Source organism: Mycobacterium sp. GA-1199, assembly GCF_001500045.1.
GTDB lineage: Bacteria > Actinomycetota > Actinomycetes > Mycobacteriales > Mycobacteriaceae > Mycobacterium.
On the sequence record NZ_LQIX01000012.1, the window covers coordinates 269,726 to 293,088 of the forward strand.

Consider the following 23,363-nt stretch of genomic DNA (forward strand, 5'->3'; position numbering starts at 1 on the left):
GTTCCTTACTTCTTGGCGTTCTCGATCGCCTCGACGATCGCGGCGGGGCTGGCGGGTAGGCGGGTCAGGGTGACGCCGAGAGGTGCCAGGGCATCGTTGATCGCGTTGATGACGGCGGGAGTCGAACCGATCGCGCCGCCCTCGCCGACACCCTTGTACCCGCCGACGCCGGGTCCGGGGATCTCCACGTGGCCGTACTCGATCGCGGGCACCTCGGTGGCCGTCGGCAGCAGGTAGTCGACAAAGGTGCTCGACAGCGGATTGCCGTCGTCGTCGTAGGCCATGTCCTCCAGGAGTGCACCGCCGATACCCTGCACGGTGCCGCCGGCAATCTGACCCTCGACCACGTTGGGGTTGATCATCGGACCGACGTCCTCGCTGACGATGTAGCGGGTCAGGGTGACCCGCCCGGTCTCGATGTCGACCTCACATGTGCAGGCATGCGTGGCGTTGGCCCAGTGGATCATCGCCTCGGGTGGTGAGGCGAACCGCGCCGTGGCCTCCAACGACGACGAGACACCGGGCGGCAACTGCTGGGGCTCGTAGTAGGCGCGGTAGGCCAGGTCGGCGAAACTCACGCTCTTGTCCGGGTTTCCGCTCACCACCGCGCGCGAGCCGGTCAACTCCACCTCGGCCTCGTCGACCTCCAGGCGCGGCGCGGCCATCGCGATGATCTGCTTGCGCAACAACGCGCCCGCCTCAGCGACCGCACCCGCGGTCATCGGACCGCTGCGACTGCCCTGTGTGCCCGCACCGTACGGGGTGACCGCGGTGTCGCCCTGGATCGTCGACACGTCGGCGATGTCGGCGCCCAGGGCGTCGGCGGTCAACTGCACGACGGTGGTCTCGAGGCTGTTGCCGGTCGACCCGCCGTTGACGTAGACGTTGATCTTGCCGGTGGGCTCCATCCGGATGGTGCAGCCCTCGGTGCCGAGGTGTCCGGTCGCGGCGCCGGTCGGTTCGATGTAGGCCGAGAATCCCAGACCGATGTAGCGGCCCTCGGCCAGCGCATCGGCCTGCTCCTTGCGGAAGCCCTCGTGGTCGAGGATCTTGACGGCCTGCTCGAAGGTGTCGGCGGGTGCGACGTGGTCGTAGGGCATGCCGTTGGGGTTGAAGTAGGGCATCTCGTCGCCGCGCAGGATGTTGCGCCGCCGCAGTTCGACCGGATCCATGTCGAGCTTGCGCGCGGCGATGTCGAAAAGCACTTCGCGGGCCAACGTTTCGTACTGCCAGGGCCCGCGGTACGCGTGCAGGCCCGCGGTGTTGGAGAACACGGTCTTGTAGTTGAAGCTGGCCTTCGGCACCCGGTACGGACCGGGGAAGAACATGCCGACGGCGGCGGTGGTCAGCACCGGGTACGGGGTGGGGTAGGCGCCGACGTCGTAGGCGAAGTCGATGTCGACGGCCAGGATGGTGCCGTCCTCGTCGAGGGCCATCCGGGCGGTGCCGTCGACGTGGCGGGCCTGACCCGCCGACATCAGGTTCTCGCGGCGGTCCTCGATCCACTTCAACGCCGCCGGCACTTTGCGCGCGGCCAGCATGATGCACATGTCCTCGCGCATCGGCACAACCTTCTGGCCGAAGCCACCGCCGGTGTCGCGCATGATGACCCGCACGTTGTGCGCCGGGATGCCGAGTAGTCGGGCGCAGAACGCCCGCAACTCGTGGGGCGTCTGGGTCGACGCCCACAGGGTCAGTTCCTCGGTCGCAGGCGTCCACTCGACGACCATGCCGCGGCACTCGATCGGCACCGGGGAGTGGATCTGCTGATAGACGTTCGCCGATGCGACGCAGGCGGCGTTGGCGAACGTCTCCTCGTCGGGCGGGGCTCCGCCCATGCCGCCCGCGACGTTGTCGGGGTAGGCCTCGTGCACGACCACCGACGATCCGACGGCTTTCGTGAAGTCGGCGACCGCGGGCAGTGGTTCGTAGTCGACGTCGACCAGATCGACGGCGTCCTCGGCGAGGTAGCGGCTGTCGGCCACGACGAGCGCGACCGGATCGCCGACGAACTTCACCTCACCTTCGGCCAGCGGTGGGCGCGGCGTGTCCGGGATGTCCTTGCCGGCGACCGCGTGCCAGGCCTCTTTGACGTCGGGGTTGAGATCGTCGGCGGTGAACACCGCGTGCACACCCGGCATGGCCAGCGCGGCCGACGCGTCGATGCCGTTGATCTTGGCCCTGGCGAACGGGCTCCGCACAAAGCACGCGTGCAGCATTCCGGGTCGCACGACGTCGTCGACGAAAGTGCCGCGGCCGGTGAGGAGTCGGTTGTCCTCGACGCGCGCGACCCGGGTTCCTGCGTAACGGGTCGCGACCTTCTCCGCTGAAGCAGAAGTCACCGGTTCACCCTTCTCCTCGCCGTGTAAAGAGTGACGTTATCGCATCCGAGAACGACATTTCCATACGCGTTGTCTCATCGGCCGCGGCGAACGCGTCTGCGGTCCTTATCCGGTTGATTACTCGCACCAGGTACATGCGATCAACCCTCTAAGCCCTGTTCGTCTCGTCCGTCGTGGTGGATGCGTCCGTCGGTGTCGCTCAGCGGTCGGCCGCCGCCGCCCCACTTGCGCGCGATGATCTCCGCCGCGATCGACACCGCGGTCTCCTCGGGTGTTCGCGCCCCGAGGTCGAGGCCGATCGGGCTGGCCAGCCGGGTCAGTTCGGCGTCGGTGAGGCCGCATTCGCGCAACCGGCCCATCCGATCGTCGTGCGTGCGGCGCGATCCCATCACCCCGATGTACCCGACCTCGGGTAGGCGCAGCGCGACCTGGAGCACGGGGACGTCGAACTTCGGATCGTGGGTGAGCACGCAGATCGCGGTGCGGGCGTCGATCGCGCCCTGTTCGGCCTGTTCCGCGAGGTAGCGGTCGGGCCACATCACCACCACCTCGTCGGCGCCGGGAAAGCGGGCCGGGGTGGCGAAGACGGGGCGGGCGTCGCACACGGTGATGCGATATCCGAGCAGGGCGCCCTGCTGAGCGAGGGCGGCGGCGAAGTCGATAGCCCCGAAGATCAGCATCCGCGGCGGTGGTGCGTGGCTGGCGACGAACACCTCCATGCCCGTCTCTTGTCGCTGGCCGTCGGGGCCGTACGACAGCACGCCCGTGCGGCCGACTGCGAGCAACCCACGCGCGTCGTCGGTGACCGCGGCGTCGAGGCGGGCCGAGCCCAGCGATCCATCGACCGAATCCGCGCCGATGACCAGGCGACGCCCGATCCGGCCGGCGTCGGGGTGGGCGATGATGGTGGCCACGGCGGTGGGCCGGTGGGCGGCGATGTCGTCGGCGATCGCAGCCAACTGCGGGAAGGTCTCGCGCGACACCGGTTCGGCGAAGATGTCGATGATGCCGCCGCACGTGAGCCCCACGGCGAACGCGTCGTCGTCGCTGATGCCGTAGCGGTGCAATTCGGGCCGACCCGAGGCGACGACCTCGTTGGCCAGTTCGTAGACGGCGGCCTCGACGCAGCCACCGGAGACCGAACCGGCGACCGAGCCGTCGGGGCTGACCACCATGGTCGCGCCGGGCTGCCGGGGTGCCGAGCGGATCGTGCGCACGACGGTGGCCACGCCGGCGGCGCCGCCGGACCGCCACACGGTCAGCAACTCATCGAGCACCTCGCGCACGCTCGCAGTCTAAGCCCGAAACGCTGTGCGAGTGCTCAGCGGGAAGGGGCGCGAACGCCGGACGGCGCGTCATGTTCGCTCTATCGTTGAAGCATCGCCTGGAATCTGCCCAAACCGCTGTCCATTCCGCGGCTGCCGTCGTTACCCGCGTTGGCCTCCGCTGCCCACGTCCCGGACGGCCGCATGGTGGACTTGCCCGGCCGCGGTACGACGTACGTCGTCGACTCGGGGCCCTGCGACGGCCCCGTCTTCCTGTTGTTGCACTCGGTGGCGTGCACGGGCGTCATGACGTGGTATCCCGCGCTGGACGCATTGCGGGAACTCGGTCGCGTGGTGGTCTTCGACCAGCGCGGTCACGGTCAGGGCATCACCGCGCCGCGGTTCCTGCTCGAGGACTGCGCCGACGACGTCGCCGCCCTGGCCGATGCCCTGGGCATCCGGACGTTCGTGCCGGTCGGCTATTCGATGGGATCGCTTGTGGCCCAGCTGGTCTGGAAGCGCCATCCGGCACGTGTCGACGGGTTGGTGTTGTGCGCCGCGGCGGCGGCGGTGAACCGAGCCGGCTACGAGCGGATCGCGACCGGCGTGTTCGCCGCTCTGCTCGAATCGCTGAGCCCGCCCGCGAGGCGACTCGCACCCGCCGCGATGGTGGGTCCCGGCGCGTTGCAGAACCACCAGTGGCTGCTCAACCAGGTGCGCAGTACGTCGCCCGGTGCGATCACCCGGGCCGTGGCGGAGGTCATCCGCTTCGACTCGACGACATGGGTCCACGAAATCGACGTCCCCACGGCGGTGGTGGTGACGACACGCGACCGGGCCTTCGGGGTGCGACGGCAGCGGTGGCTGGCCGATCGGATACCCGACGCCGAAACCGTCGACGTGGCCGCCGGTCACGCCGGATGCACGTTCGCCTCCGACAAGTTCGTCGAAGCGCTGCTGACCGCAGCCGAGTCGGTCAGCAGACGCCTGCCGCCGATCGAGCGGTACAAGTCCGCCGAAGGGTGACCACGTGAAGCGCCTCAGCGGCTGGGACTCGCTGCTGCTGTCCAGCGAAACGCCGAACGTGCACCAGCACACGCTCAAGATCGCCGTTGTCGACACCTCGCGGTTCGAGGGCGAGCCGACGTTCGACGCGTTCCTCGAGACCTTCCGCGAGCGCCTACCCGACCTCGACCCCTTCCGGTACGAACTCGTCGAGGTTCCACTTCACCTGCATCGGCCGGTGTGGCGGCAAGGCGCGGCCATCGACTTCGGCTATCACGTCCGAAAAGTCACTGTCCCGGAACCGCGCGGGCGTGCGGGGCTCGACGCGCTGATCGGTCAGATCGCGAGCACGCCCTTGGATCGCGGCCGACCGCTGTGGGAGCTGTACTACGCCGAAGGTCTCGCCGAAAACCGCGTCGCGGTGATCGGCAAGGTGCACCACGCGTTGGCCGACGGTGTCGCGTCGGCGAACCTGATGGCCCGCGCGATGGAATGGCCAGGCACCGGCGGCAGCGAGTCCCGTTCCGCAGGCGACTCCGAATCACTTTCGGCCCCAGCCCTGCTCGTGTTCGCCGCACGTGACCACCTCAGCCAACTCGCGAGCCTGCCCGGCGTCGTCAAAGAGGTTGCCGTAGGCGCCTACCGACTTCAGCGGGGAGCGCGTCAGCGCCGCCGCCATCCAGAACTCGCCGAACGGTTCAACCCGCCTCCCACCTTCCTCAACCGCAAGCTCTCGGCCGGGCGCGCGTTCGCGACCGCCACCCTGTCGCTCGACGAGGTCAAAGCGACGAGCAGGCACCTCGAGGTGACCGTCAACGACGTGGTGCTCGCGATCGCCGCCGGCGGACTGCGCACGTTGCTCATCGAGCGTGAGGGGGTCGCCGACCGGGCGCTGATCGCCTCGGTTCCCGCCTCGACCGACACCTCGCCTCACCGCATCACCGGCAACGAATTGAGCACCATGCTGGTGTCTCTGCCGGTACAGATCGCCGATCCGTGCGAACGGCTCCGCCTGATCCGGACGGCCTCGCGGATGGCCAAAGAGGACAACGAGTCACTGGGCCCGGCCACCGTCGGCAAGGGCCTGCGTTACGTACCGCCGGCGGCGGCTCGCGCCACCTTCCGATGGATGTCGCGGCGCGAGGCGCCGAACCAGTTGTTCAACCTGATCGTGTCGAACGTGCCGGGACCCCGCGAGCGCGGCCGGATCGCCGGTGCGGTCGTCACCGAGATCTACTCGGTCGGTCCCCTGGCCGCCGGTTCGGCGATGAACATGACGGTGTGGAGCTACGTCGACCAGCTCAACATCTCGGTGCTCTGCGACGACCTGGCGTTCGACGACGTCCACACCGCGACGGACGCGTTCATCGCCGCCTTCACCGAACTGCGCAGGGCCGCAGGCCTCGGCCATACCACCACCGAGATGGCCGGTGCTTTGCCACAGGTCAGCGCGGGTCGAACACGATCGGAAGCGTCGCAGGGCCGGTGATGCCCACCAGCGGCTTCCAGGTCGCGGGTCCGGCACGCCGCAGGTTGCGCATGCGGCTGCTCATCACGACGAGCGCCTCGGCAAGTTCTCGACGGGCCAGGTTCGCGCCGAGGCAGTAGTGCGCACCGGCGCCGAAGCTCTGCATCGGCGCGGCACCCCGCCGGGTGATGTCCAGGCGGTCGGGTTCGTCGTACACGTCAGGATCGCGGTTGGCGCCGGCCGTGTTCACCAGGACGAACGTGCCTGCGGGAAGGGTCACGCCGCCGTACTCGACGTCCTCCATCGTCAGACGCATCGCCCCGAACACGACCGGATAGAACCGCATCAGTTCCTCGACGGCGTTCATCGCGAACTCGGGATGCCGGGCCAGCAGCTCCCACTGGTCCGGGTGGTCGCACAGCACGTCCACCGCGGCGGCGAGCTGGTTGCGGGTGGTGTCGGTGCCCGCCATCAAAATGCCGGCCGCGAGCATGCGCAGTTCCTCGATGCTCAACCGGTCGCCGTCGTCCTCGGCGCGGATCAATTCGGAGATCAGGTCGTCGGTCAGCGTCCTGCGGCGCTCGGCGACCATCCCGTCGATGTAGTCGTCGAGTTCGGCCCAGGCCTGCAGGATCGCCGGCGCGTGTTCGGCCGCGTTCCACTGGAACAGTTTGAAGAAGTCATCGGCCCACTCGGAGAACAACTTCCAGTCCTCGCTCGGGGCGCCGAGCAGCTCGGCGATGACCGGAACCGGATACGGACGTGCGATGTCCGCGACGACCTCGCACCGGCCCGACGCCACCAGCGGGTCCACCAGATCCGTGATGATTCCGGTGATCGTCGTCTCCAGCCGGCCCACCGAGCGTGGCGTGAACGCCTTGCACACCAGGCGGCGAAGCCGGGCGTGGGTTTCACCGTTGACGCTGAGGAGCGTCGTGACGGCGCGATCCCACAGCGGGCCGGAGGTGATGCCCTGGGCCTCCAACCCGAGACCGGGTGGGACGCACATGCGGTGGTCGCGCAGGGCCGCCCGGACCGTCTCGTAGCTCAACAACTCGGGTCCGTGAGCGCCCATCGCGACCGGTCCTGCGCGGCGCGCCTCGGCGATCCGCCGGTGTGCTTCGTGAGCATCGGGCGCGTCCTCATAAGAGAGGGTCGGCACGTCGGCCTCGAACACCGTCGGGCTCTGCCGGTCGTTGATGGCGACGCTCATGGTGACCTCCTCGGCGTGACGACAACTTCGATGCTCGGTTGCGCCGGGGAAGCCGACTAGCGTAGGCGACTACTCCAGTCCGGAAGCGAGGCGAAATGCGTATTGCCTTGGCGGGCTCGGCGGCGGTCGCCGTCGTCCTCGCGTGGCCGACCGGCGTTGCCACAGCGACACCGGACCCACCCGTGCCGCCCCTGACAGATGCGGCCCGGGCGGCCGGACTCGTCGATGTCCGCACCGTGGTGCCCGACGCGGTGATCGACCTGCGTTACGCGACGACGGACAACTTCGTGGGCGAGCAGCTGTATCCCGCCGATGCGCGGTGCCTGGTCCACGAGTCGATGGCACCCGGCTTGGCGGCGGCCGCCGACGCGTTACGCCCCGGCGGGGAGGTGCTGGTGTTCTGGGATTGCTACCGCCCACACGACGTTCAGGTGCGGATGTTCGAGGCCGTCTCCGATCCCGGGTGGGTGGCCCGGCCCGGCCCCTACGCCAGCAGCCATGAAGCGGCGTTGTCGGTCGACGTGACCCTGTCCCGTGACGGTGTTCTCGTTGACATGGGTACCGGCTTCGACGAGTTCACTTCGCGCGCCAACGCTCATGCCATCGACCGGGTCAGCCCCGCGGCTCAGACCAACCGCAAACGGTTGCGCGACGCGATGGGCGCAGGCGGGCTCACCGTTTACGCCGGCGAATGGTGGCATTTCGACGCGCCGGGTGCGAACCGGCGGCACCCGATACTCGACGTCCCCGTGAACTAACTGCCGGTCAGCCGTCAGGCGGCGGCCGGATCGGCGGTCATGGCTTGGCAGTAGGAGCACAGGTTCGGCCCGAGTGTCGGGTAACCACATCCGCCGCAGATCGCGACCGCGGTGACTTCTTCGGCTTCGGGCATGCCGGTTATTTACCCCCTTGAAATCCAATTAATCCCGGGTCCGCGACGAAGTTCTGGAAAGCTGCCCACGACATGGCTACTGCACAGCTCGCTCCGGTCAGCGGCACCCACAGCGCGCGGCGAGCCTGGGTTGCGGTCGCCCTGCTCGCGATCGTCGGGACGCTGAACTACGCGGACCGGTTCCTGCCCGCGGTCCTCGCCGAACCGATCAGGGCCGAACTGGACCTGTCCGATACCGCGCTCGGCGTGATCAACGGGTTCGGCTTCCTGGCCGTCTACGCGGTGCTCGGCCTGCTGATCGCCCGGATCGCCGACCGTGGTGCGTTCGGGCTGGTGGTGTCGACGTGCCTGACGCTGTGGGGCGCGATGACGATGTTGGGCGGCGCGGTGCAGTCGGGTCTTCAACTGGCGTTCACCCGCGTGGGCGTGGCGATCGGTGAGGCCGGCAGCACACCGGCCGCGCACGCGTATGTCGCGCGCAACTTCGCGCCGGAGCGTCGCGCGGCGCCGCTGGCCGTGATCACGCTCGCCATCCCACTGGCCAGCGCGGCCAGCCTGATCGGCGGCGGCCTGCTGGCGCAAACCCTGGGCTGGCGAATGGCTTTCGTCGTGATGGGGGCGATCAGCGTGGCGGTCGCCCCCTTGGTCCTCATCGCGCTCGGGCGTAGGCAGTCGATGCCGGCCAATCCCCAAGTCGACGTCGATGTGCCCGCCAAGGCCTGGGATCTGCTGCGCAAAGGCAGCTTCGTGGGCGTCGTCGTCGGCGCGTCGTGCATCTCGGTGGCCGGCTACTCGTTGACGGCCTTCGCCCCCGCTTATCTGGTCCGGACCCGCGGGATGGAGTTGGGCGAGGTCGGGGGTGCAGTACGGCATCGCCAGCGGGGTGACGGGCATCCTCGGCCTTCTGGTCGTCGGCCGGGTCGCGGACCGGTTGTCGGCCTCCGATCCCCGGTGGCTGCTGTGGCTGGTGGCCGCAATGACCGCTGCGATGCTCCCGTTCTCGGCGCTGGCGTTCACGGTGGGCGACCGGACGCTGTGCATATGGTTCATCTCGCTGAGCTACGTCGTCGGCACGGCGTACATGGCGCCGTCCATCGCGGCCATCCAGCGACTGGCCCGACCCGAACAGCGCGCGACGGCTTCGGCGATCTTCCTGTTCTTCGGCGCCATCGTCGGGTCGGCGGGCCCGTTCCTCACCGGTGTCATCAGCGATGCGCTGAAGGACGACCTCGGTGCGATGTCGTTGGGGCGGGCGCTGCTGATCGTGCCGGTGTTCCAGGTGGTCGCGATCGCCTGTTACCTGCTGGCCAGTCGAAGGTTCGTCCGTGAGATCGTCGAGTCGACAGGCGCCCACCGCGGCGCACACATTGGGTAGGTTCGCCTCGTGGCCGAGCTGATGAACCGCCAAATCGTGTTGCGCCGCAGACCTCTCGGGCTGGTCCAGCCCGCCGACACCGAGTTGATCACCGCGCCCGCGCCCGAGCCCGCCGACGGTGAGGCGTTGGTGCGCACGACCTACATCGGCATCGACGCCGCGGCCCGGACCTGGCTCAACGACCAGCCCGGCTATCTGCCGCCTGTGCAACTCGGAGAGGTCATTCGCGCGGCGGGCATCGGTGAGGTTGTGGCGTCGCGGTGCGATGCCTACGCCGTCGGCGACGTCGTCACGACGTTGACGGGGTTTCAGGAGTACGTCATCAGCCGCGACGACATCTTCACCACACCGGTGCCCGGCCCCGACGTCGACCAACTGGCGGTGATGTCGGTGTACGGCCCGACCGGCGCGACGGCCTATTTCGGAATGGTCGGGATCGGCAAGCCGCAGCCGGGGGAGACCGTGGTGGTCTCGGCGGCAGCGGGTGCCACCGGTTCGGTTGCGGGTCAGATCGCCAAGATCGCCGGGGCCCGGGTGGTGGGTATCGCGGGTGGACCTCAGAAGTGCCGCGCCGTCGTCGAGGATTTCGGGTTCGACGCGTGCATCGACTATCGGGAGACGGACCTGCCCGCGGCGTTGAAGCAGCACTGCCCCAAGGGCGTCGACGTGTACTTCGACAATGTCGGCGGGCCGATCCTCGACGCGGTGCTCGGCCGGCTGGCTCACAAGGCGCGGGTGGTGTTGTGCGGCGTCATCTCCAGCTACCTGACCGGGGAGCACCCCGGCCCGGCCAACTACGTCAACCTGCTGTCGAAGACCGCGCTGATGCAGGGATTCAACGCGCTCGACGAGTGGGGGCGCTTCGAAGAGGCATTCGGGCCGCTGCGCCGGTGGGCAGACGAGGGCCGGCTGGTGCACCGCCAGACGATCTTCGAGGGTATCGAGGCCTGTGTCGACGCCATGAACGGCTTGTTCACCGGTGCCAACATCGGCAAGATGTTGGTCAAGATCAGTGAGCCGGGTGGCGGGAAAATTCCCTCGTAAAACGGTTGGTTGGTCGCGGATCAAAGCGGGTATGACGAACGTCGCAATTGGTCGACTCACACATAGGAGTGGTGGCATGGGCGCTCGACGAATCGCTCGGATGTTGGGTCTGGTGGTGCCGTTCGCGGCGCTGCTGACCGGAACGATTCCCCTCGCGGCGGCCCAACCATTGCCGCCTCCACCCCCCGCGCCTGCCCCGCCGCCCGCTTGTCCGGACGTGCAGGTGGTATTCGCGCGCGGGACCGGCGAGCCGGTCGGTGTCGGCGGGGTCGGGCAGGCATTCGTCGACCAGCTGCGTGCCCAGGCCGGCCCACGGTCGATCGACGTCTATCCGGTGAACTACCTGGCCAGCGGCGACTTCGGCAACCGGATCCAGTTCGCGCGCACGGTCGTCGACGGAATCCGGGATGCGGGACAGAAAGTCGAGTCGACGGCAGCGGCGTGCCCGGACACGGAGATCGTGCTCGGCGGGTTCTCACAGGGCGCTGCGGTGGCCGGATATGTGACCTCGGCGGAAATCCCCGAGGAGATACCCGCTGAGTACCGCGAGTTCATCCCTGAGCCGATGTCCGAGGAGATCGGCGACCACGTCGCCGCTGTGGTGTTGTTCGGCCGGCCCTCGGATCAGTTCCTGACCGATGCCGGAGCACCCGCGATCGTCATCGGACCGTCGTATCAGGACAAGACGCTGAGCCTGTGCGCCGAGGGCGACACGATCTGCAACGGCGCTCCCATCGGTCTTCCGAGCTTCGCGCACAACTCCTACATGGTGAACGGGATGCCCGCCGAGGGTGCGGCCTACGCGGTAGCGCGTCTCGAGCCGGCTCCGGCGCCCCCGCCCCCACCGGCCCCCGCACTGGCTCCGGCGCCGTTGGCCGTGCCGGCACCACCGCCGGCGCCCGCGCCGTTCGCGGCACCCGCACCCGCGCCGGCACCCGCACCCGCCGGCTGAGCGGTCCCCGTCGCGGTCTGCCACTCTCGAGTGGTGGACCAAGACGTGTACGACAAGGGCCGTGAGATCCGTACGGCGGTGCTCGGTGAGGCCTATGTGCAGAAGGCGGCGGACGGCTCCGACGACTTCACCGGGCCGTTCCAGGACCTGGTGACCGAGTACTGCTGGGGAGCGGTGTGGGGCCGCGAGGGCCTGTCCCGCAAGACGCGCAGCATGCTCAACCTCGCCATGCTCGCGGCGTTGAACCGCCCCAACGAACTTCGCACCCACGTGCGGGGCGCGCTCACCAACGGCGTGACACGCGACGAGATCCGCGAGATCTTCATGCAGGTCGCGGTGTATGCGGGCGTGCCGGCCGCGGTGGAGGCCTTCCGCACCGCGCGCGCCGCCTTCGACGACGCCGAACAGCGGTAGGCCGCGACATGGACATCGGCTTCATCGGACTCGGCAACATGGGCTTCCCGATGGCGGCCCGCCTGCGGGCGGCCGGGCATCGGGTGGTGGTGTGCGACAGTCGCCCCGAGGTGGTCGACAGGGCGGTCGAAGCCGGGGCGCAGCGCGCGGCCTCGGTGCGCGAGGTCGCCGACCGCGTGCCGACGATTCTGGCCAGCCTGCCGAACCCGCAGGCGTCGGAGTCCGTCGCCGCCGAGGTCGCCGGCGGGACTCTCGTCAAACGTTTCGTCGATCTGTCGACGGTGGGAAGCCAAGCCGCGCAGCGCAACAGCGCGCTGTTGGCCGGGAGCGGGATCGGCGCGCTCGACAGCCCCGTCAGCGGCGGTGTGCACGGGGCCGAGGCGGGGTCGCTGGCCATCATGGTGTCGGGGCCGCGAGCGCACTACGAGACGTGCACGCCCCTCTTCGAAACTCTCGGGCGGGCGACGTTCGTCGGTGAGAAGCCCGGTGCGGCTCAGACGATGAAGCTCGTCAACAACGTGATCGCGGCGACGACGCTGGCTGTCACCGCCGAGGCGATGGTCGCCGGTGTGAAGGCCGGACTCGACGCCCGGGTGATGATCGATGTGCTCAACGCGGGTTCCGGTGGCACTCATGCCAGTCGGGACAAGTTTCCGCGGGCGGTGCTGCCCCGCACGTTCGACTACGGCTTCGCGACGGGGCTGATGGTCAAGGACGTGCGGCTCTACCTCGACGAGGCCAAGGCGCTGGGCCTGCCGACCGAACTCGCCGCCGCCGTGGCCCGGGTCTGGGAGGCGACGATGGCCAGCGAGGGGCCCGAATCCGACTTCACCGCGGTGGTGAAGCCCATGGAAGCCGCCGCGGGTGTGGTGGTCGAGGGCTGACCGGGCAGCGCCGACGGTAGAGTTCGGCAGGTGAACACGCCGAAGTCGCGCGCACGTTGGGTGCGCGGGGGTCTGGTCGGTGCGTGTTCTGCCGTATTGACCGCGACCGCGCACACGTTCGCCGGCGGCGGGCTTCCCGGGGGATCGGCGCTGATCGTCGCGATGCTCGTGTGCGGCACCGTTGGGGCCGTGGTCGCGCGGCCCGCGCTCGACGGCCGCCACGCGCGGTTGTTCGGCGCTGTCGGCGCGCTGAGCCTCGCGCAGCTCCTCGGCCACCTGTCCTTCGTCGTCGCCGGCGGGCACATCCACTCGGCCGCGGCCCTGGGGTTGACCCCCGCGATGACCGCGGCCCACGTCGGCGCCGCCGTGATCCTGGGGGCGGCGATCGCCTGCGTCGAATACCTGTACGTCGTTTGTGTATCCGTGCTGCGGTGGCTGCGGATCTTCGCCACGTCCGGACTGCGTCCGCGCGTGCACCGGGTGCACCGTTTCGTCAAAACCGTTGTCGCCGAATCCGTCCTGCTCAGTTACGGGCTCGGCATGCGCGCTCCGCCGCAGAGGTTGGCAACGGCGGGTTAATCCCGCCGCGCACCGAATTCGGCCGCGACAGCTGTCGCGGCTTTCGACGCAACCACCTCACCTCAATATCCGGCTCGACGGGTGTGCTCGCCGGGCCGCCGGCTGAAGGTTCGCCTTTCATGACAACGACCCCCACCCTCGGCACGCCCGCGCGTCAACGTCCGCGCGGTTTGCGTCCACTGCTACTTCGTTTGCATTTCTATGCCGGCGTTTTCGTCGGCCCGTTCATTTTGATCGCCGCTGTCACCGGTTTGTTGTACGCGGTCATCCCCCAGATCGACGAGACTGTCTTCCGCTCGACGGTCACCGTCGATGACGTCGGCGAGCACCGACTACCCCTTGCCGAACAGCTGCGCGCCGTGCGTGCCGCGTATCCCGACGGGGTGGTGGAGCGAATCGGCCCGCCCGTTGCGGCTGATGACACCACGCGCGTCGTGCTCGCCGTCGACGACGTGCCGCCCGACTATGCGAGAACGGTGTTCGTCGACCCCTACCGCGGTGAGATCCGTGGCGCGCTGACCACGTACGGCCAGTGGCTGCCGGTTCGCGCATGGTTCGACGAACTGCACCGCAACCTGCATCTCGGTGCGGTGGGCCGCAACTACAGCGAGCTTGCGGCGAGCTGGTTGTGGGTGATCGCACTCGCGGGCCTGGCGCTGTGGTACCTGCACCGCCGCGACACCGGGAAACTGCGTCGGATCGCGCTCCCCGACCGCGACAAGACGGGCCGTCGCCGCACCCTCTCCTGGCATGGCGCGGTGGGGGTTTGGATCATCGTTGCGCTACTCGGGCTGTCGGTCACCGGCATCACCTGGTCGCGGTACGGCGGCGAGACGGTCAACCTACTGCAGGAAAGGCTGAACACCACTGAGCCGTCGGTAAACACCGCACTCATGCAGTCCGCCCACACCGGGGCGGGGCACGGGCATCACCACCCAGGGACCGCCGTCGGCGACGGTGATCTCGCGCTGCACGGTGCGGATGCTGCGCTGAGCGCGGCGCTCGCAGCCGGCCTGTCCGGCCCGATGTGGATGTATCCGCCGAGCGGTGACGGCCAGGGTTGGGAAGTCGCGGAGAACAAGCGTGACTGGCCCACTCGATACGACGCGGTCTCGGTGGATCCCGATTCCGGAGCGATCATCGACCGGGTGAATCAGGCCGACTGGCCGTTCCTGGCCAAACTCACCAACTGGGCGATCGACGCGCACATGGGAGTGCTGTTCGGAGTTGTGAATCAGATTGTGTTGGCGCTCACCACAATCGGACTGATCACGATCGTCGTCCGCGGTTACCTCATGTGGTGGCAACGCAGGCCGACAAGGGGATCGGGGTGGGCGGCGGGCCGCCCGCCGATGCGAGGCGTTCTGCGTGGAATGCACCCGGCCGTGACCGCATTGCTCGTCGCAGGTGCGGTGGCAGTGGGCTGGGCGTTGCCGTTGTTCGGCCTCAGCCTCGCCGCGTTCCTGGCCGTCGATCTCATCGTCGCAGCGGTCAAGAAGCGGGGCGTGGCAGAGGAGGCGAAAGTCGATGTCTGACAGGATCTTTCACGGGCTGCTGCTTCTCATCGCAGCGACCGTCGCCGGTTGCACCACACACGGGCAACACGACGAAGGGCCGATGGCCTCCGAGGTGACCCTCGCCGACCAGTGGGCCAGTTCGGCGCAGACCGGTATGGCCGCGGTGTTCGGCACGCTCACCAACGCCGGACACCACGACGCGCGCATCGTCTCGGGACGGTCGGATACGGCCGGACGGGTCGAGGTGCACGAAGTCGCCGCCGATACGGGAGCCAGGACCATGCGCCCCAAGGACGGAGGCCTCGTGATCCCCGCCGGGAGCTCACGCACCTTGGTCCCGGGGGGAGATCATCTGATGCTGATGGACCTCAAACAGCCACTGCTGCCCGGTTCCGAGGTGACACTGACCGTCGAGTTCGAGGACGGCTCGACGCTGCCGGTCACCGCCCAGGTGCGTGACTTCGCTGGTGCCAATGAGGATTACCAGCCGTCCGCAGGCGGTTCCGCGCCGCACCATGACCATGGGTGACGGTGTGGCGGACGGTCGTTTCCACCTCAATCGGCGTCGTCTTCTCGCGGGCAGCGCCGTCACAGTGGCGGCGGGGGCGACGCTGACGCACAGCGGGATCGCCCAGTCCGCTGTTGCCACCGAAGCCGTTGACCGGGCCGTCGAACCGTTTCACGGAGAGCATCAGACCGGTGTCGCGACGCCCCCGCAGGCGCATGCGTTGTTCATCGCACTCGACCTCGAACCGCAGCCTCACCGCAGTCCGCGGGAGACATTGGCAGCGGTGCTGAAACTGTGGACGTCGGACGCCGAGCGATTGACTCAAGGCGTTCCCGCGTTGGCCGACACCGAACCAGAACTGGCGCAACGGCCGGCCAGGCTCACCGTCACCGTCGGTGTCGGACCGGGCCTGTTCGACCGGATCGGGCTCGGGCATCGGCGCCCACGGGCGGTGGCTGACCCGCCGAGCTTCGCCACCGACCGGCTCGAGCCGCAGTGGTGCGGCGGTGACCTACTGCTGCAGATCTGCGCCGACGACCCCATCACCGTCGCGCACACCAGCCGGGTCCTGCTGAAGAACGTGCGCACCATGACCCGTCAGCGATGGCGGCAGAGTGGATTTCGCCAAGCGGCGGGCTCGGGTGCGCACAGCATGCGAAATCTGATGGGCCAGATCGACGGGACGGCCAACATCGTCGACGAGGCGGGTTTCGGTCGACACGTCTGGGACCACGGTGACGATCAGCCGTGGTTCGCGGGCGGCACTGTTCTGGTCCTTCGCCGGATCCGCGCCGAGATGGACACCTGGGACGAACTCGACCGAGCCAGCAAGGAACTCAGCATCGGCCGTCGCCTCGACAGCGGCGCCCCATTGACCGGGAGCACGGAAGACGATGCGCCGGACTTCGATGCGGCCGAGGACGGCATCCCGGTGATCCCGCCGAACGCGCACATCGCGCTGGCCCGTCCGCACGGCGACGACGAACGGTTTCTTCGCAGGCCCTACAACTACGACGATTCGCCGCCCGCCGGGCGCATCACGGAGAGCGGGCTCATCTTCGCTGCGTATCAACGTGATCCGGCCGTGCAGTTCACACCGGTGCAGCGTCGGCTCGCTGCGGCCGACGCGTTGAACGAGTGGATCACAACAATCGGGTCGGCGACATTCGCGATCCTGCCGGGAACCGATTCGGGCGGCTACCTGGGTCAGACACTGCTGTCGTAGGCGGGTGGGACGCGGCTAGAAGGGACTGCTGTTCTGCTGCCAGCGTGCTTCTTCCGGACGGGGGCCGAAGCGGCGGATGTAGTCCTCGTGCATCCGCGCGTCCTTCTTGCGTTTGATCTCGTCGACCAGGTTCTGGTCCAGCCCGTGCTGAGTCAGACGGTGCCGACGCCAGATCTTGTTGAGCGCGAGTGCCATCAGGATTGCCCAAATGTAGATCGGTGCAGTCATTTCCAGGTGTACATACAGCGATGCCGGAAGCAGCCAGAACGGAGCCAGCACGAACAGGGGTGGGATCGCCATCCGGATCATGTGGCGGCGCAGCGCGCCGGGGCCGGCCAGGTCGCGTGCCACCCACTCGCGCATGGAGTCCGGAAGCCGGCGTCCATACGAATAGGTGATGTACTGAACGATGTTGGGGCGGGCGGCAGCCACAGATCCTCCTTGAGTAGTCAGCTGTCGAGTGCGCCCGCGGCGAGGGCGGCGGTGTTCACGCGGTTCAACACGTTGCGAAGAGCTTCGAGTTCGGCGAGGTCGACACCGAGGCGCTCGACGACGGCGGGCGGTATCTCCAGCGCACGGCGCCGTAGCCGCACACCTTCCTCGGTGAGCCGCACATCGGTGGCCCGTTCGTCGACCGCGCTGCGTGTCCTGGTGATGAAACCGAGCGACTCGAGGCGTTTGAGCATCGGGGACAGCGTTGCCGAGTCGAGTTGCAAGGCGTTCGCAATGTCCTTGACCGACAGCGGCTTTGTGGGCGGCTCTGCCGTCTCCCCGGTCTGGTAGTGATCCCACAGCGCCAGCATGACGAGGTACTGGGGATGGGTGAGTCCGAGCGGTTCGAGAAGGGGGCGGTACACCGCCAGCACGGCCCGGTGGGTGACCGCCAGCGCAAAGCAAACTTGCTGTTCGAGCGCGAGCGGGTCTACCTGGACCGGCATTGACGTGGACACAACTCCATCGTGTGCTAATAGTTAGCCCCCTAGCAATGTACTTCTGGTCACATAGAGGGTTTTGTCGGAGCGCAAGCGGTCGATCCTGATCGGATGTCAACGCAGAACGATCCGCCGGCGAATCCGATGGACGCCACCAAGGTCACCGAGGAACAGCGCGCACTTCAGGACGATCTGGACCACCGCGACGACGATCCGGACGCTCCCGGTGGGCATCAGGACCGTCACGACGTCGCCGACGAGACCTGACTAGACGTTCGCAGGCACGCCGAGCGCGAGAACTGCTGCATCATCCTTGAGTCCGCGCCCGAAGCTGGTGAGGAGTTCCTTCAGCGCGTGGACGACGGTGTCCGCGGTGGCGGGTGCGCGGGCGTCCAGAAACGCGAGCAGGGCGCCCTCGTCGTCATAGCGCCGATGGCCGGTTCCGGTGTTGGCCTCGGTCAAACCGTCGGTGTAGAGCACCATGGTGTCCCCGGGCGCCAGGTGGAACCTGTGGGCGACGAACCGCGCGTCATCGGTGATCCCGGCGGCATGACCCCCGACGGTGTCGGCGTAATAGGCCGATCCGTCGGCGCTGATAAGCAACGGTGGGGGATGACCGCCGCTGGCGACCTCGACGTCGAAGCCGGCGCCGCTCATGGTGAGGCTTCCGTCGATCACCGTGCACAGTCGGTTGCCGCTGATTTCGACGTCCTGCATCAGCACCGAGTTGAGCACAAAAAGTGCCTTCACCGGATCATGGTCGGCGACCGCCGCCGAGCGCAGCACATACCGTGCCAGTCCCGCGACCACCGCGGCGTCGACCCCTTTTCCTGCGACGTCGCCGAGGAAGAATCCCCACGTGGAGCGTGACAGCGGGAACAGATCGTAGAAGTCGCCGCCGACGTCGTCGTCCGATGCGGTGTGGTAGTAGGCGGCGGCGTCCAGCCCCGGCGGCGGCGCGAGAAGCGGCGGAAGCAGTGAGCGGCGCAAGGTTTCGGCGAACACCTGCACCCGTCGGCGTTCGGTCTCGGCGCGCTCGCGCTGCGCGAGCAGTTCCCGCTCGTACGATCGCCGATCCTTCGCGTCGACCGCGCTGACGCGCATCAGCTCCGGATGTCCTTCGGCGTCGAACTTCATGTTGGCAGTGAGGAATATCGGTAGCCGCGTCCCGTCGGCGGTCAGGAAATCCACCGTCACGCCATCGAGTTTTCCACTCATCCGCAGAATCGCCCGGAAGTGGGTGTCGTAGTGCACGCGGCCACCGACGGTCAACAAGTCGGTGATCAGCTTGCCGTGCAAGCTATTACGCTCGTAGCCCAGCCAGTTGGCCAGTGTCGTGTTGGCTCGGATGATGCGGCCGTCCGGATGGGCGATCGCGTTGCCGGTGGGCGCGTTCTCCCAGTGATCGTCGAAATCGAACCCGGTCATGTCGGAAGCGCGAACTCCGCGATCGCTTGGGCCGTGGCACCCGGATCGCTGACGTGGGGGCAGTGGCCGGTGGCGTCGAGTGTGACCAGATGACTATCTGAAATATGTTGGTGCACATACGCTCCGACGGATCGCGGGGCGATCGCATCCTCGGAACACTCCAGGATCAGCGTGGGCACCGAGACCCGCGGGAGGTCGGTGCGGTTGTCGGACAGGAACGTGGCGCGGGCGAACACACGCGCGCACTCGGGATCGGTTCGGCAGAAGCTCGATTCGAGTTCCTCGGCCAGCTCGGGCCGGTCGCTATTACCCATGATCACCGGGGCCATGGCATGCGACCAGCCGAGGTAGTTCAGTTCAAGGGACTCCAACAGTTCGTCGATGTCGGCCCTCGAGAATCCGCCGTGGTAGCCGTCGTCATCGATGTAGCGAGGTGATGGAGTGACCATGACCAGCTTGGCGATTCGGTGGGGCTCCCTGATGACCGCGAGGACTCCGATCATCGCCGCCACCGAATGCCCGACGAAGATCACGTCGCGCAGGTCGAGTTCGCGCAGGATTTCGACGATGTCGTCGGCGTAGCCGTCCAGCGACGAGTACTTGGTGTCGTCCCAGGCCTTCGGGTCCGCCGCGCCGGAGCCGACGTGGTCCATCAACACGATGCGAAAGTCCGCCTGCAGTCTGTCGACGATGAGCCGCCACAGGTTCTGGTCACAGCCGAAACCGTGGGCCAGGAGAAGCGTCGGACCGCTGTCGCGGCCAACGACCCTGATGTTGTTCCTGGTCCAGACGTCCATGACCAGCAGCTTAGAAGCCGTCAGCCATCCACTGTGCCGCCCACCGCGGTCCGGTCGGGTCGCCAGCGTGTTTCGGCTGGTCATTACCCGGGTATACGGGTTGGTCAGGTTCAGATCCGCGAGCCGCATTCTCATTTTCTAGGGACGGACGTACCCGTGGCTGGACCAAACTCCGACTATTCAGACGTGACAGAGATGTTCCGTCAGCTCAAGACCTTCAACGAAGGGTCGAGCGCCTATGACCGGCAACGCGATTTGATCTGTGAGCGGTGCCTGCCGTTGGCCGACCACATCGCACGTCGCTACCGCAACCGCGGTGAGGCACACGAGGATCTTGTGCAGGCAGCTCGTGTCGGGCTGGTCAATGCGCTGAATCGGTTCGATGTCGATAACGGATCGGAATTCCTGTCTTTCGCCGTACCGACGATGATGGGCGAGGTCCGTCGGCACTTCCGCGACCACGCGTGGGCGGTGAAAGTCCCGCGCACCGTCAAAGACCTCCAGATGCGCGTGAACAAGGCGACCGCCAAGCTGGCGCAGGGCCTGGGACGGGCACCGACCGCGACCGAGATCGCCGAGCATCTCGGGGTCGATCGCGAGCAGGTGGTGCAAGCGGCGATCGCCGGGTCGAACTATTCGACGCTGTCGACCGATATACCGGCGATGCGCGATGACGACTCGGCGTCGATCGGTGACAGTTTCGGCGGGGACGACGCCGGCTTCGACAAGGTGCTCGACGTCGAAACCGTCCGGCCGTTGATCGCGGCCCTTCCCAGCCGCGAACGCGACGTGCTGACGTTGCGCTTCTTCGAGGACATGACGCAGAGTCAGATCGCCGCGCAGATCGGTTGTTCACAGATGCATGTGTCGCGCCTGCTCGCAAAGGCGTTGGAAACGTTGAGAAGTCAGGTCAAGGCATCATTCCTCGCCGCTGCGAGCTGATCTCGGCCGTCAGTCCCGGAACAGCAAGCTCGAGCGACAGCTAGTGTGGCACCCTGTTGCGAATCACCCGCTCGAGCGCTTGAATGTCAGATTCGATCAGCCGCGAAAGCCAATACACCAGTACGAACCCGGCGATTCCCCCAATGCACAGCGCGCGGATCGGGACGATGACCTGCGCGATCTCGGCGGGAGTCAGGAAGGTCACGGCAACGACGCCGAGCAACGGCACCGAGGCCGCGACCGCCAAATAGCGTGGTAGTCGACGGCTGAGTGCTCGTAGCTGTCCGGCTTCCTGAGGACTTGTCTGTCCGTATGCCACCAATTCCGGATAGACGCTGCGCACGACGTAGAAGGTCAACAGAAAGAACGGGTACGCGATGGCGATAGCACCACAAATCGTGATTGACCCGAAGAAATGGATCGCAGACCTAACCGGGATTCCTCCGGCGGCGAACTGCATGGTCACCGGAAACGTCAGCCCTGAGAGCAACCACAAGCCGAACACGATGAATACCGCCCGATCGCCTGCGACAAGACAGTCGTGGCGAGATCGGGCCAATGTGTCAGCGGGAGGCGCCGGGCCGCGTCGCAGGCGGCGTGGGACCAGGATGATGAAGCGATACCAATAGAGCAGGACCGCAGCGCCGAGTGGGAAGAACACCACGTTGACGACTGCGGTGACCAGCATGAACCGGCCCTGCGCATGATCGGAAAGCTGGCTGACGATAAGCAGCTGATTGTGTTGAATGTTGTAGGCGCTGGCCAACAGGTTGGGAATCATGATGGCCAGGAATGCAATTGGTAGAAAGAACGGCCGTAACCGCATACGCCAGCTTCGAGCCGGCGGATCAACCAAATCACGAGCCTTCGGATCGAGACACAGCTGGAGTTGCTCGGCGAGTTCAGCCCCTGAGGCCCAGCGTTGTTCACGAGCGGAACTCAATGCTTTGAGTAGGACCCTCAGCAGTGCGGCGGGGCAATTCACAGGTACCGCGGCGAGGGCCGTCGGTGACACCCCTTGAGCGCGAGTGGTGAGCATCAACTCGAGCGCAGTGGTGTCGCCGATCGCTCCGGCCCCATCCGCCCGCGCGGCTCGCGCCGCGGAGTCATCGAACGGCTTGTCTCCGGTCAGGAGCTCCCACAGCACGACGGCAAGGGAGTAGATGTCGCTACGGGCATCGAGGTTCGCCATGTCGAGGGTGTGTCCCGGCTGGCAAGCCGTGAGTTGCTCGGGCGACATGTATGAGAGTGAGCCGCCGAAGTATTCGAAGGGACTTGCACCCGTTACGTTGCGGGCGAAGCTGATGTTGAAGTCCGCGAGTTTTGGCGTGCCGTCGGCAGCGAGGAGGACATTTGCCAGCTTGATGTCGCGGTGCAACACGCCGTGTGAATTCGCATAGTCCAACGCCTCAGCGAGCCGCTTCCCCAGCCACGCGACAGTGTCTGGCCACGGGAGCGATGCGAGCTCAGCACGCGTCGATGATTCCGTAGGACGGATTCCCCCTCGAGCCTCCAGTGCGTGGTCCACCGCGTCGAGCAGCGTCTGGCCGCTTTCCGGTGGCCTATTTGCGCGGTGAATCGTCTCGACAACGTCCAGCAGTGTCCCGCCGGGGAGATACTGCATGTACAGGAGCCGCAAGTTCTGTGCGCGCAGGATTCGCTGGTCGAAAACCCTGACGATGTAGTCGTGATCCAGCTGGGCCAGAGTTTGCGGTTCGTGTCCCTCATTCGCGGAAATCTTGACCGCCACCAGCCGTTGCATAGACCGTTGCCGGGCCAGAAAGACCTTCGCGAATGCGCCGGTGCCCAATTCGAGCAGCAGATCGAAGTCGTCGAGCTGTTGACCGACCTCGATTTGTGCGAGGCGGGCCGACGAACCGAGCCCAGCGGACGATGGCTCGTATGTTCCGGTGCGAGTTGCGCTTTCGCCGGCGACGCCCGTGGGCGCTTGAGTTCGAGTCAATTCGAACGGATAGTCGGCGGTCGAATCAGTCATGACAACCTCGTTCCAGGTTGTCTTATCGTATCGGCGGAATCGGAGGCCCAGGAGTTCTTGACGCAACCCCGCCGAAGTGCGTCGATCCTGCAGCAGGGTCGGCGATCGATCGACTCCACGACCCTGCAGAAGAAGGTGGAGCCCCCTGTCAGGATTGAACTGACGACCGCTCGCTTACAAGGCGAGTGCTCTACCACTGAGCTAAGGAGGCGTGCGACCAACGAGTTTATCGGGTCGCCGGATCGGGGAACTCCGCTGCCCGTGACTGTCAAGGACGATCTACTCGCCGACTTCCCGCAGGTGTACCCGGGCCTCACGCGGTCCGAGGTCGAGCAACTCCTGACGCTGCTCGACAAGGGCGCGACCGCAGGGGGCCTCGGCCTGAGCATCGCCACCGCCATCAAACCGCTGGTGCCCGACATCGCCCAGCGCATCGAGTCCTACAAGCAATCCGATGTCGACGACTATGTGCGGATGCTGCGCGGTGCGGCCGTCCTGTTGCTGCAGCGTTGGCAGCCCGAAGACCAACCCCCGACTCCGGACAGCGTGTCAGCGGCGATCAGGACGATCGAAGCCGACGCCTGA

22 protein-coding genes, 1 tRNA gene and 1 pseudogene are annotated in these 23,363 nt (G+C 67.1%); 15 read left to right on the forward strand and 9 right to left on the reverse strand.

Annotation, left to right across the window (positions count from 1 at the left end; translation table 11 throughout):
• Positions 1-5: 5 nt before the first annotated feature.
• Both AU198_RS10325 and AU198_RS10330 read right to left on the reverse strand, forming a co-directional pair.
• Positions 6-2,342: a xanthine dehydrogenase family protein molybdopterin-binding subunit gene (locus AU198_RS10325; RefSeq protein ID WP_064348006.1), complete on the reverse strand. Its 2,337-nt coding sequence runs from the start codon at positions 2,340-2,342 to the stop codon at positions 6-8.
• A 140-nt stretch (positions 2,343-2,482) separates the two neighbouring features.
• Positions 2,483-3,628: an XdhC family protein gene (locus AU198_RS10330; RefSeq protein ID WP_064348007.1), complete on the reverse strand. Its 1,146-nt coding sequence runs from the start codon at positions 3,626-3,628 to the stop codon at positions 2,483-2,485.
• Positions 3,629-3,811: 183 nt separating this feature from the next.
• On the opposite strand from AU198_RS10330, the gene AU198_RS10335 reads away from it, so the two are divergent.
• Positions 3,812-4,633, forward strand: coding sequence for an alpha/beta fold hydrolase (locus AU198_RS10335; protein WP_231744625.1), 822 nt, complete (start codon positions 3,812-3,814; stop codon positions 4,631-4,633).
• A 4-nt stretch (positions 4,634-4,637) separates the two neighbouring features.
• Positions 4,638-6,101 (forward strand): WS/DGAT/MGAT family O-acyltransferase, encoded by a 1,464-nt coding sequence (locus AU198_RS10340; RefSeq protein ID WP_064348009.1) that lies wholly within the window; start codon positions 4,638-4,640, stop codon positions 6,099-6,101.
• Here AU198_RS10340 and AU198_RS10345 read toward each other — a convergent pair.
• Positions 6,058-7,293 carry a cytochrome P450 gene (locus AU198_RS10345; RefSeq protein WP_064348010.1) on the reverse strand — a complete coding sequence of 412 codons (1,236 nt, stop codon included), beginning with the start codon at positions 7,291-7,293 and terminating at the stop codon, positions 6,058-6,060. The two genes, AU198_RS10340 and AU198_RS10345, sit on opposite strands and share 44 nt — an antisense overlap.
• A 95-nt stretch (positions 7,294-7,388) precedes the next feature.
• On the opposite strand from AU198_RS10345, the gene AU198_RS10350 reads away from it, so the two are divergent.
• The 10 genes and pseudogenes from AU198_RS10350 to AU198_RS10395 all read left to right on the forward strand — a co-directional run bounded on the left by AU198_RS10350 (position 7,389) and on the right by AU198_RS10395 (position 16,683).
• Positions 7,389-8,051 (forward strand): M15 family metallopeptidase, encoded by a 663-nt coding sequence (locus tag AU198_RS10350; protein WP_064348011.1) that lies wholly within the window; start codon positions 7,389-7,391, stop codon positions 8,049-8,051.
• Between the two features lie 206 nt (positions 8,052-8,257).
• Positions 8,258-9,560 (forward strand): annotated as a pseudogene (locus tag AU198_RS10355) (spinster family MFS transporter).
• 9 nt (positions 9,561-9,569) lie between these two features.
• On the forward strand, positions 9,570-10,604 hold the full coding sequence (locus tag AU198_RS10360) for an NADP-dependent oxidoreductase (protein WP_156431548.1): 1,035 nt from the start codon (positions 9,570-9,572) through the stop codon (positions 10,602-10,604).
• 100 nt (positions 10,605-10,704) lie between these two features.
• The gene (locus AU198_RS10365; RefSeq protein ID WP_231744643.1) at positions 10,705-11,556 is read left to right on the forward strand and encodes a cutinase family protein; all 852 of its coding nucleotides are present in this window, start codon (positions 10,705-10,707) and stop codon (positions 11,554-11,556) included.
• A gap of 33 nt (positions 11,557-11,589) precedes the next feature.
• Positions 11,590-11,970, forward strand: a complete 381-nt coding sequence (locus tag AU198_RS10370; RefSeq protein ID WP_064348206.1) for a carboxymuconolactone decarboxylase family protein — start codon at positions 11,590-11,592, stop codon at positions 11,968-11,970.
• 8 nt (positions 11,971-11,978) lie between these two features.
• On the forward strand, positions 11,979-12,854 hold the full coding sequence (locus AU198_RS10375; protein WP_064348012.1) for an NAD(P)-dependent oxidoreductase: 876 nt from the start codon (positions 11,979-11,981) through the stop codon (positions 12,852-12,854).
• 30 nt (positions 12,855-12,884) lie between these two features.
• Entirely contained in the window at positions 12,885-13,433 is a 549-nt protein-coding gene (locus AU198_RS10380; protein WP_064348013.1) for a hypothetical protein, read from the forward strand.
• A gap of 119 nt (positions 13,434-13,552) precedes the next feature.
• Positions 13,553-14,968, forward strand: a complete 1,416-nt coding sequence (locus AU198_RS10385; protein ID WP_064348207.1) for a PepSY-associated TM helix domain-containing protein — start codon at positions 13,553-13,555, stop codon at positions 14,966-14,968.
• Positions 14,961-15,479, forward strand: coding sequence for a copper chaperone PCu(A)C (locus AU198_RS10390; RefSeq protein WP_064348014.1), 519 nt, complete (start codon positions 14,961-14,963; stop codon positions 15,477-15,479). The genes AU198_RS10385 and AU198_RS10390 overlap by 8 nt, the downstream gene beginning before the upstream one ends.
• Complete coding sequence (locus AU198_RS10395; protein ID WP_064348015.1) at positions 15,472-16,683, forward strand: Dyp-type peroxidase; 1,212 nt, start codon at positions 15,472-15,474, stop codon at positions 16,681-16,683. Before AU198_RS10390 ends, AU198_RS10395 begins: the two co-directional genes overlap by 8 nt.
• A 15-nt stretch (positions 16,684-16,698) precedes the next feature.
• Here AU198_RS10395 and AU198_RS10400 read toward each other — a convergent pair whose 3' ends face one another.
• Positions 16,699-17,115, reverse strand: coding sequence for a DUF5313 domain-containing protein (locus AU198_RS10400; RefSeq protein ID WP_064348016.1), 417 nt, complete (start codon positions 17,113-17,115; stop codon positions 16,699-16,701).
• 17 nt (positions 17,116-17,132) lie between these two features.
• Entirely contained in the window at positions 17,133-17,621 is a 489-nt protein-coding gene (locus AU198_RS10405) for a MarR family winged helix-turn-helix transcriptional regulator (protein WP_064348017.1), read from the reverse strand.
• A 105-nt stretch (positions 17,622-17,726) separates the two neighbouring features.
• On the opposite strand from AU198_RS10405, the gene AU198_RS26400 reads away from it, so the two are divergent.
• Complete coding sequence (locus AU198_RS26400; protein ID WP_165595623.1) at positions 17,727-17,882, forward strand: hypothetical protein; 156 nt, start codon at positions 17,727-17,729, stop codon at positions 17,880-17,882.
• Here the strand turns inward: AU198_RS26400 and AU198_RS10410 are convergent, their stop codons facing one another.
• Positions 17,883-19,043, reverse strand: a complete 1,161-nt coding sequence (locus AU198_RS10410) for a SpoIIE family protein phosphatase (protein WP_064348018.1) — start codon at positions 19,041-19,043, stop codon at positions 17,883-17,885.
• Positions 19,040-19,840: an alpha/beta fold hydrolase gene (locus AU198_RS10415; RefSeq protein WP_064348208.1), complete on the reverse strand. Its 801-nt coding sequence runs from the start codon at positions 19,838-19,840 to the stop codon at positions 19,040-19,042. The genes AU198_RS10410 and AU198_RS10415 overlap by 4 nt, the downstream gene beginning before the upstream one ends.
• Before the next feature lie 156 nt (positions 19,841-19,996).
• Between AU198_RS10415 and AU198_RS10420 the strand changes: the two genes are divergently transcribed.
• Positions 19,997-20,782, forward strand: coding sequence for a SigB/SigF/SigG family RNA polymerase sigma factor (locus AU198_RS10420; protein ID WP_082690952.1), 786 nt, complete (start codon positions 19,997-19,999; stop codon positions 20,780-20,782).
• 40 nt (positions 20,783-20,822) lie between these two features.
• On the opposite strand, the gene AU198_RS10425 is transcribed toward AU198_RS10420, so the two are convergent.
• Positions 20,823-22,592: a serine/threonine-protein kinase gene (locus AU198_RS10425; RefSeq protein ID WP_502689277.1), complete on the reverse strand. Its 1,770-nt coding sequence runs from the start codon at positions 22,590-22,592 to the stop codon at positions 20,823-20,825.
• A 322-nt stretch (positions 22,593-22,914) separates the two neighbouring features.
• A tRNA-Thr gene (locus tag AU198_RS10430) sits at positions 22,915-22,989 on the reverse strand.
• A gap of 50 nt (positions 22,990-23,039) precedes the next feature.
• Between AU198_RS10430 and AU198_RS10435 the strand changes: the two genes are divergently transcribed.
• Positions 23,040-23,363, forward strand: a complete 324-nt coding sequence (locus AU198_RS10435; protein ID WP_064348021.1) for a hypothetical protein — start codon at positions 23,040-23,042, stop codon at positions 23,361-23,363.

Bases quoted from the DNA above. Each gene is read 5' to 3' on its own strand.
- AU198_RS10385 (WP_064348207.1), top strand. From the start codon at position 13,553: ATGACAACGACCCCCACCCTCGGCACGCCCGCGCGTCAACGTCCGCGC.
- AU198_RS10415 (WP_064348208.1), bottom strand. From the start codon at position 19,840: ATGGACGTCTGGACCAGGAACAACATCAGGGTCGTTGGCCGCGACAGC.
- AU198_RS10405 (WP_064348017.1), bottom strand. From the start codon at position 17,621: ATGCCGGTCCAGGTAGACCCGCTCGCGCTCGAACAGCAAGTTTGCTTT.
- AU198_RS26400 (WP_165595623.1), top strand. From the start codon at position 17,727: ATGTCAACGCAGAACGATCCGCCGGCGAATCCGATGGACGCCACCAAG.
- AU198_RS10350 (WP_064348011.1), top strand. From the start codon at position 7,389: ATGCGTATTGCCTTGGCGGGCTCGGCGGCGGTCGCCGTCGTCCTCGCG.
- AU198_RS10345 (WP_064348010.1), bottom strand. From the start codon at position 7,293: ATGAGCGTCGCCATCAACGACCGGCAGAGCCCGACGGTGTTCGAGGCC.
- AU198_RS10395 (WP_064348015.1), top strand. From the start codon at position 15,472: ATGGGTGACGGTGTGGCGGACGGTCGTTTCCACCTCAATCGGCGTCGT.
- AU198_RS10365 (WP_231744643.1), top strand. From the start codon at position 10,705: ATGTTGGGTCTGGTGGTGCCGTTCGCGGCGCTGCTGACCGGAACGATT.
- AU198_RS10375 (WP_064348012.1), top strand. From the start codon at position 11,979: ATGGACATCGGCTTCATCGGACTCGGCAACATGGGCTTCCCGATGGCG.
- AU198_RS10390 (WP_064348014.1), top strand. From the start codon at position 14,961: ATGTCTGACAGGATCTTTCACGGGCTGCTGCTTCTCATCGCAGCGACC.
- AU198_RS10335 (WP_231744625.1), top strand. From the start codon at position 3,812: ATGGTGGACTTGCCCGGCCGCGGTACGACGTACGTCGTCGACTCGGGG.
- AU198_RS10410 (WP_064348018.1), bottom strand. From the start codon at position 19,043: ATGACCGGGTTCGATTTCGACGATCACTGGGAGAACGCGCCCACCGGC.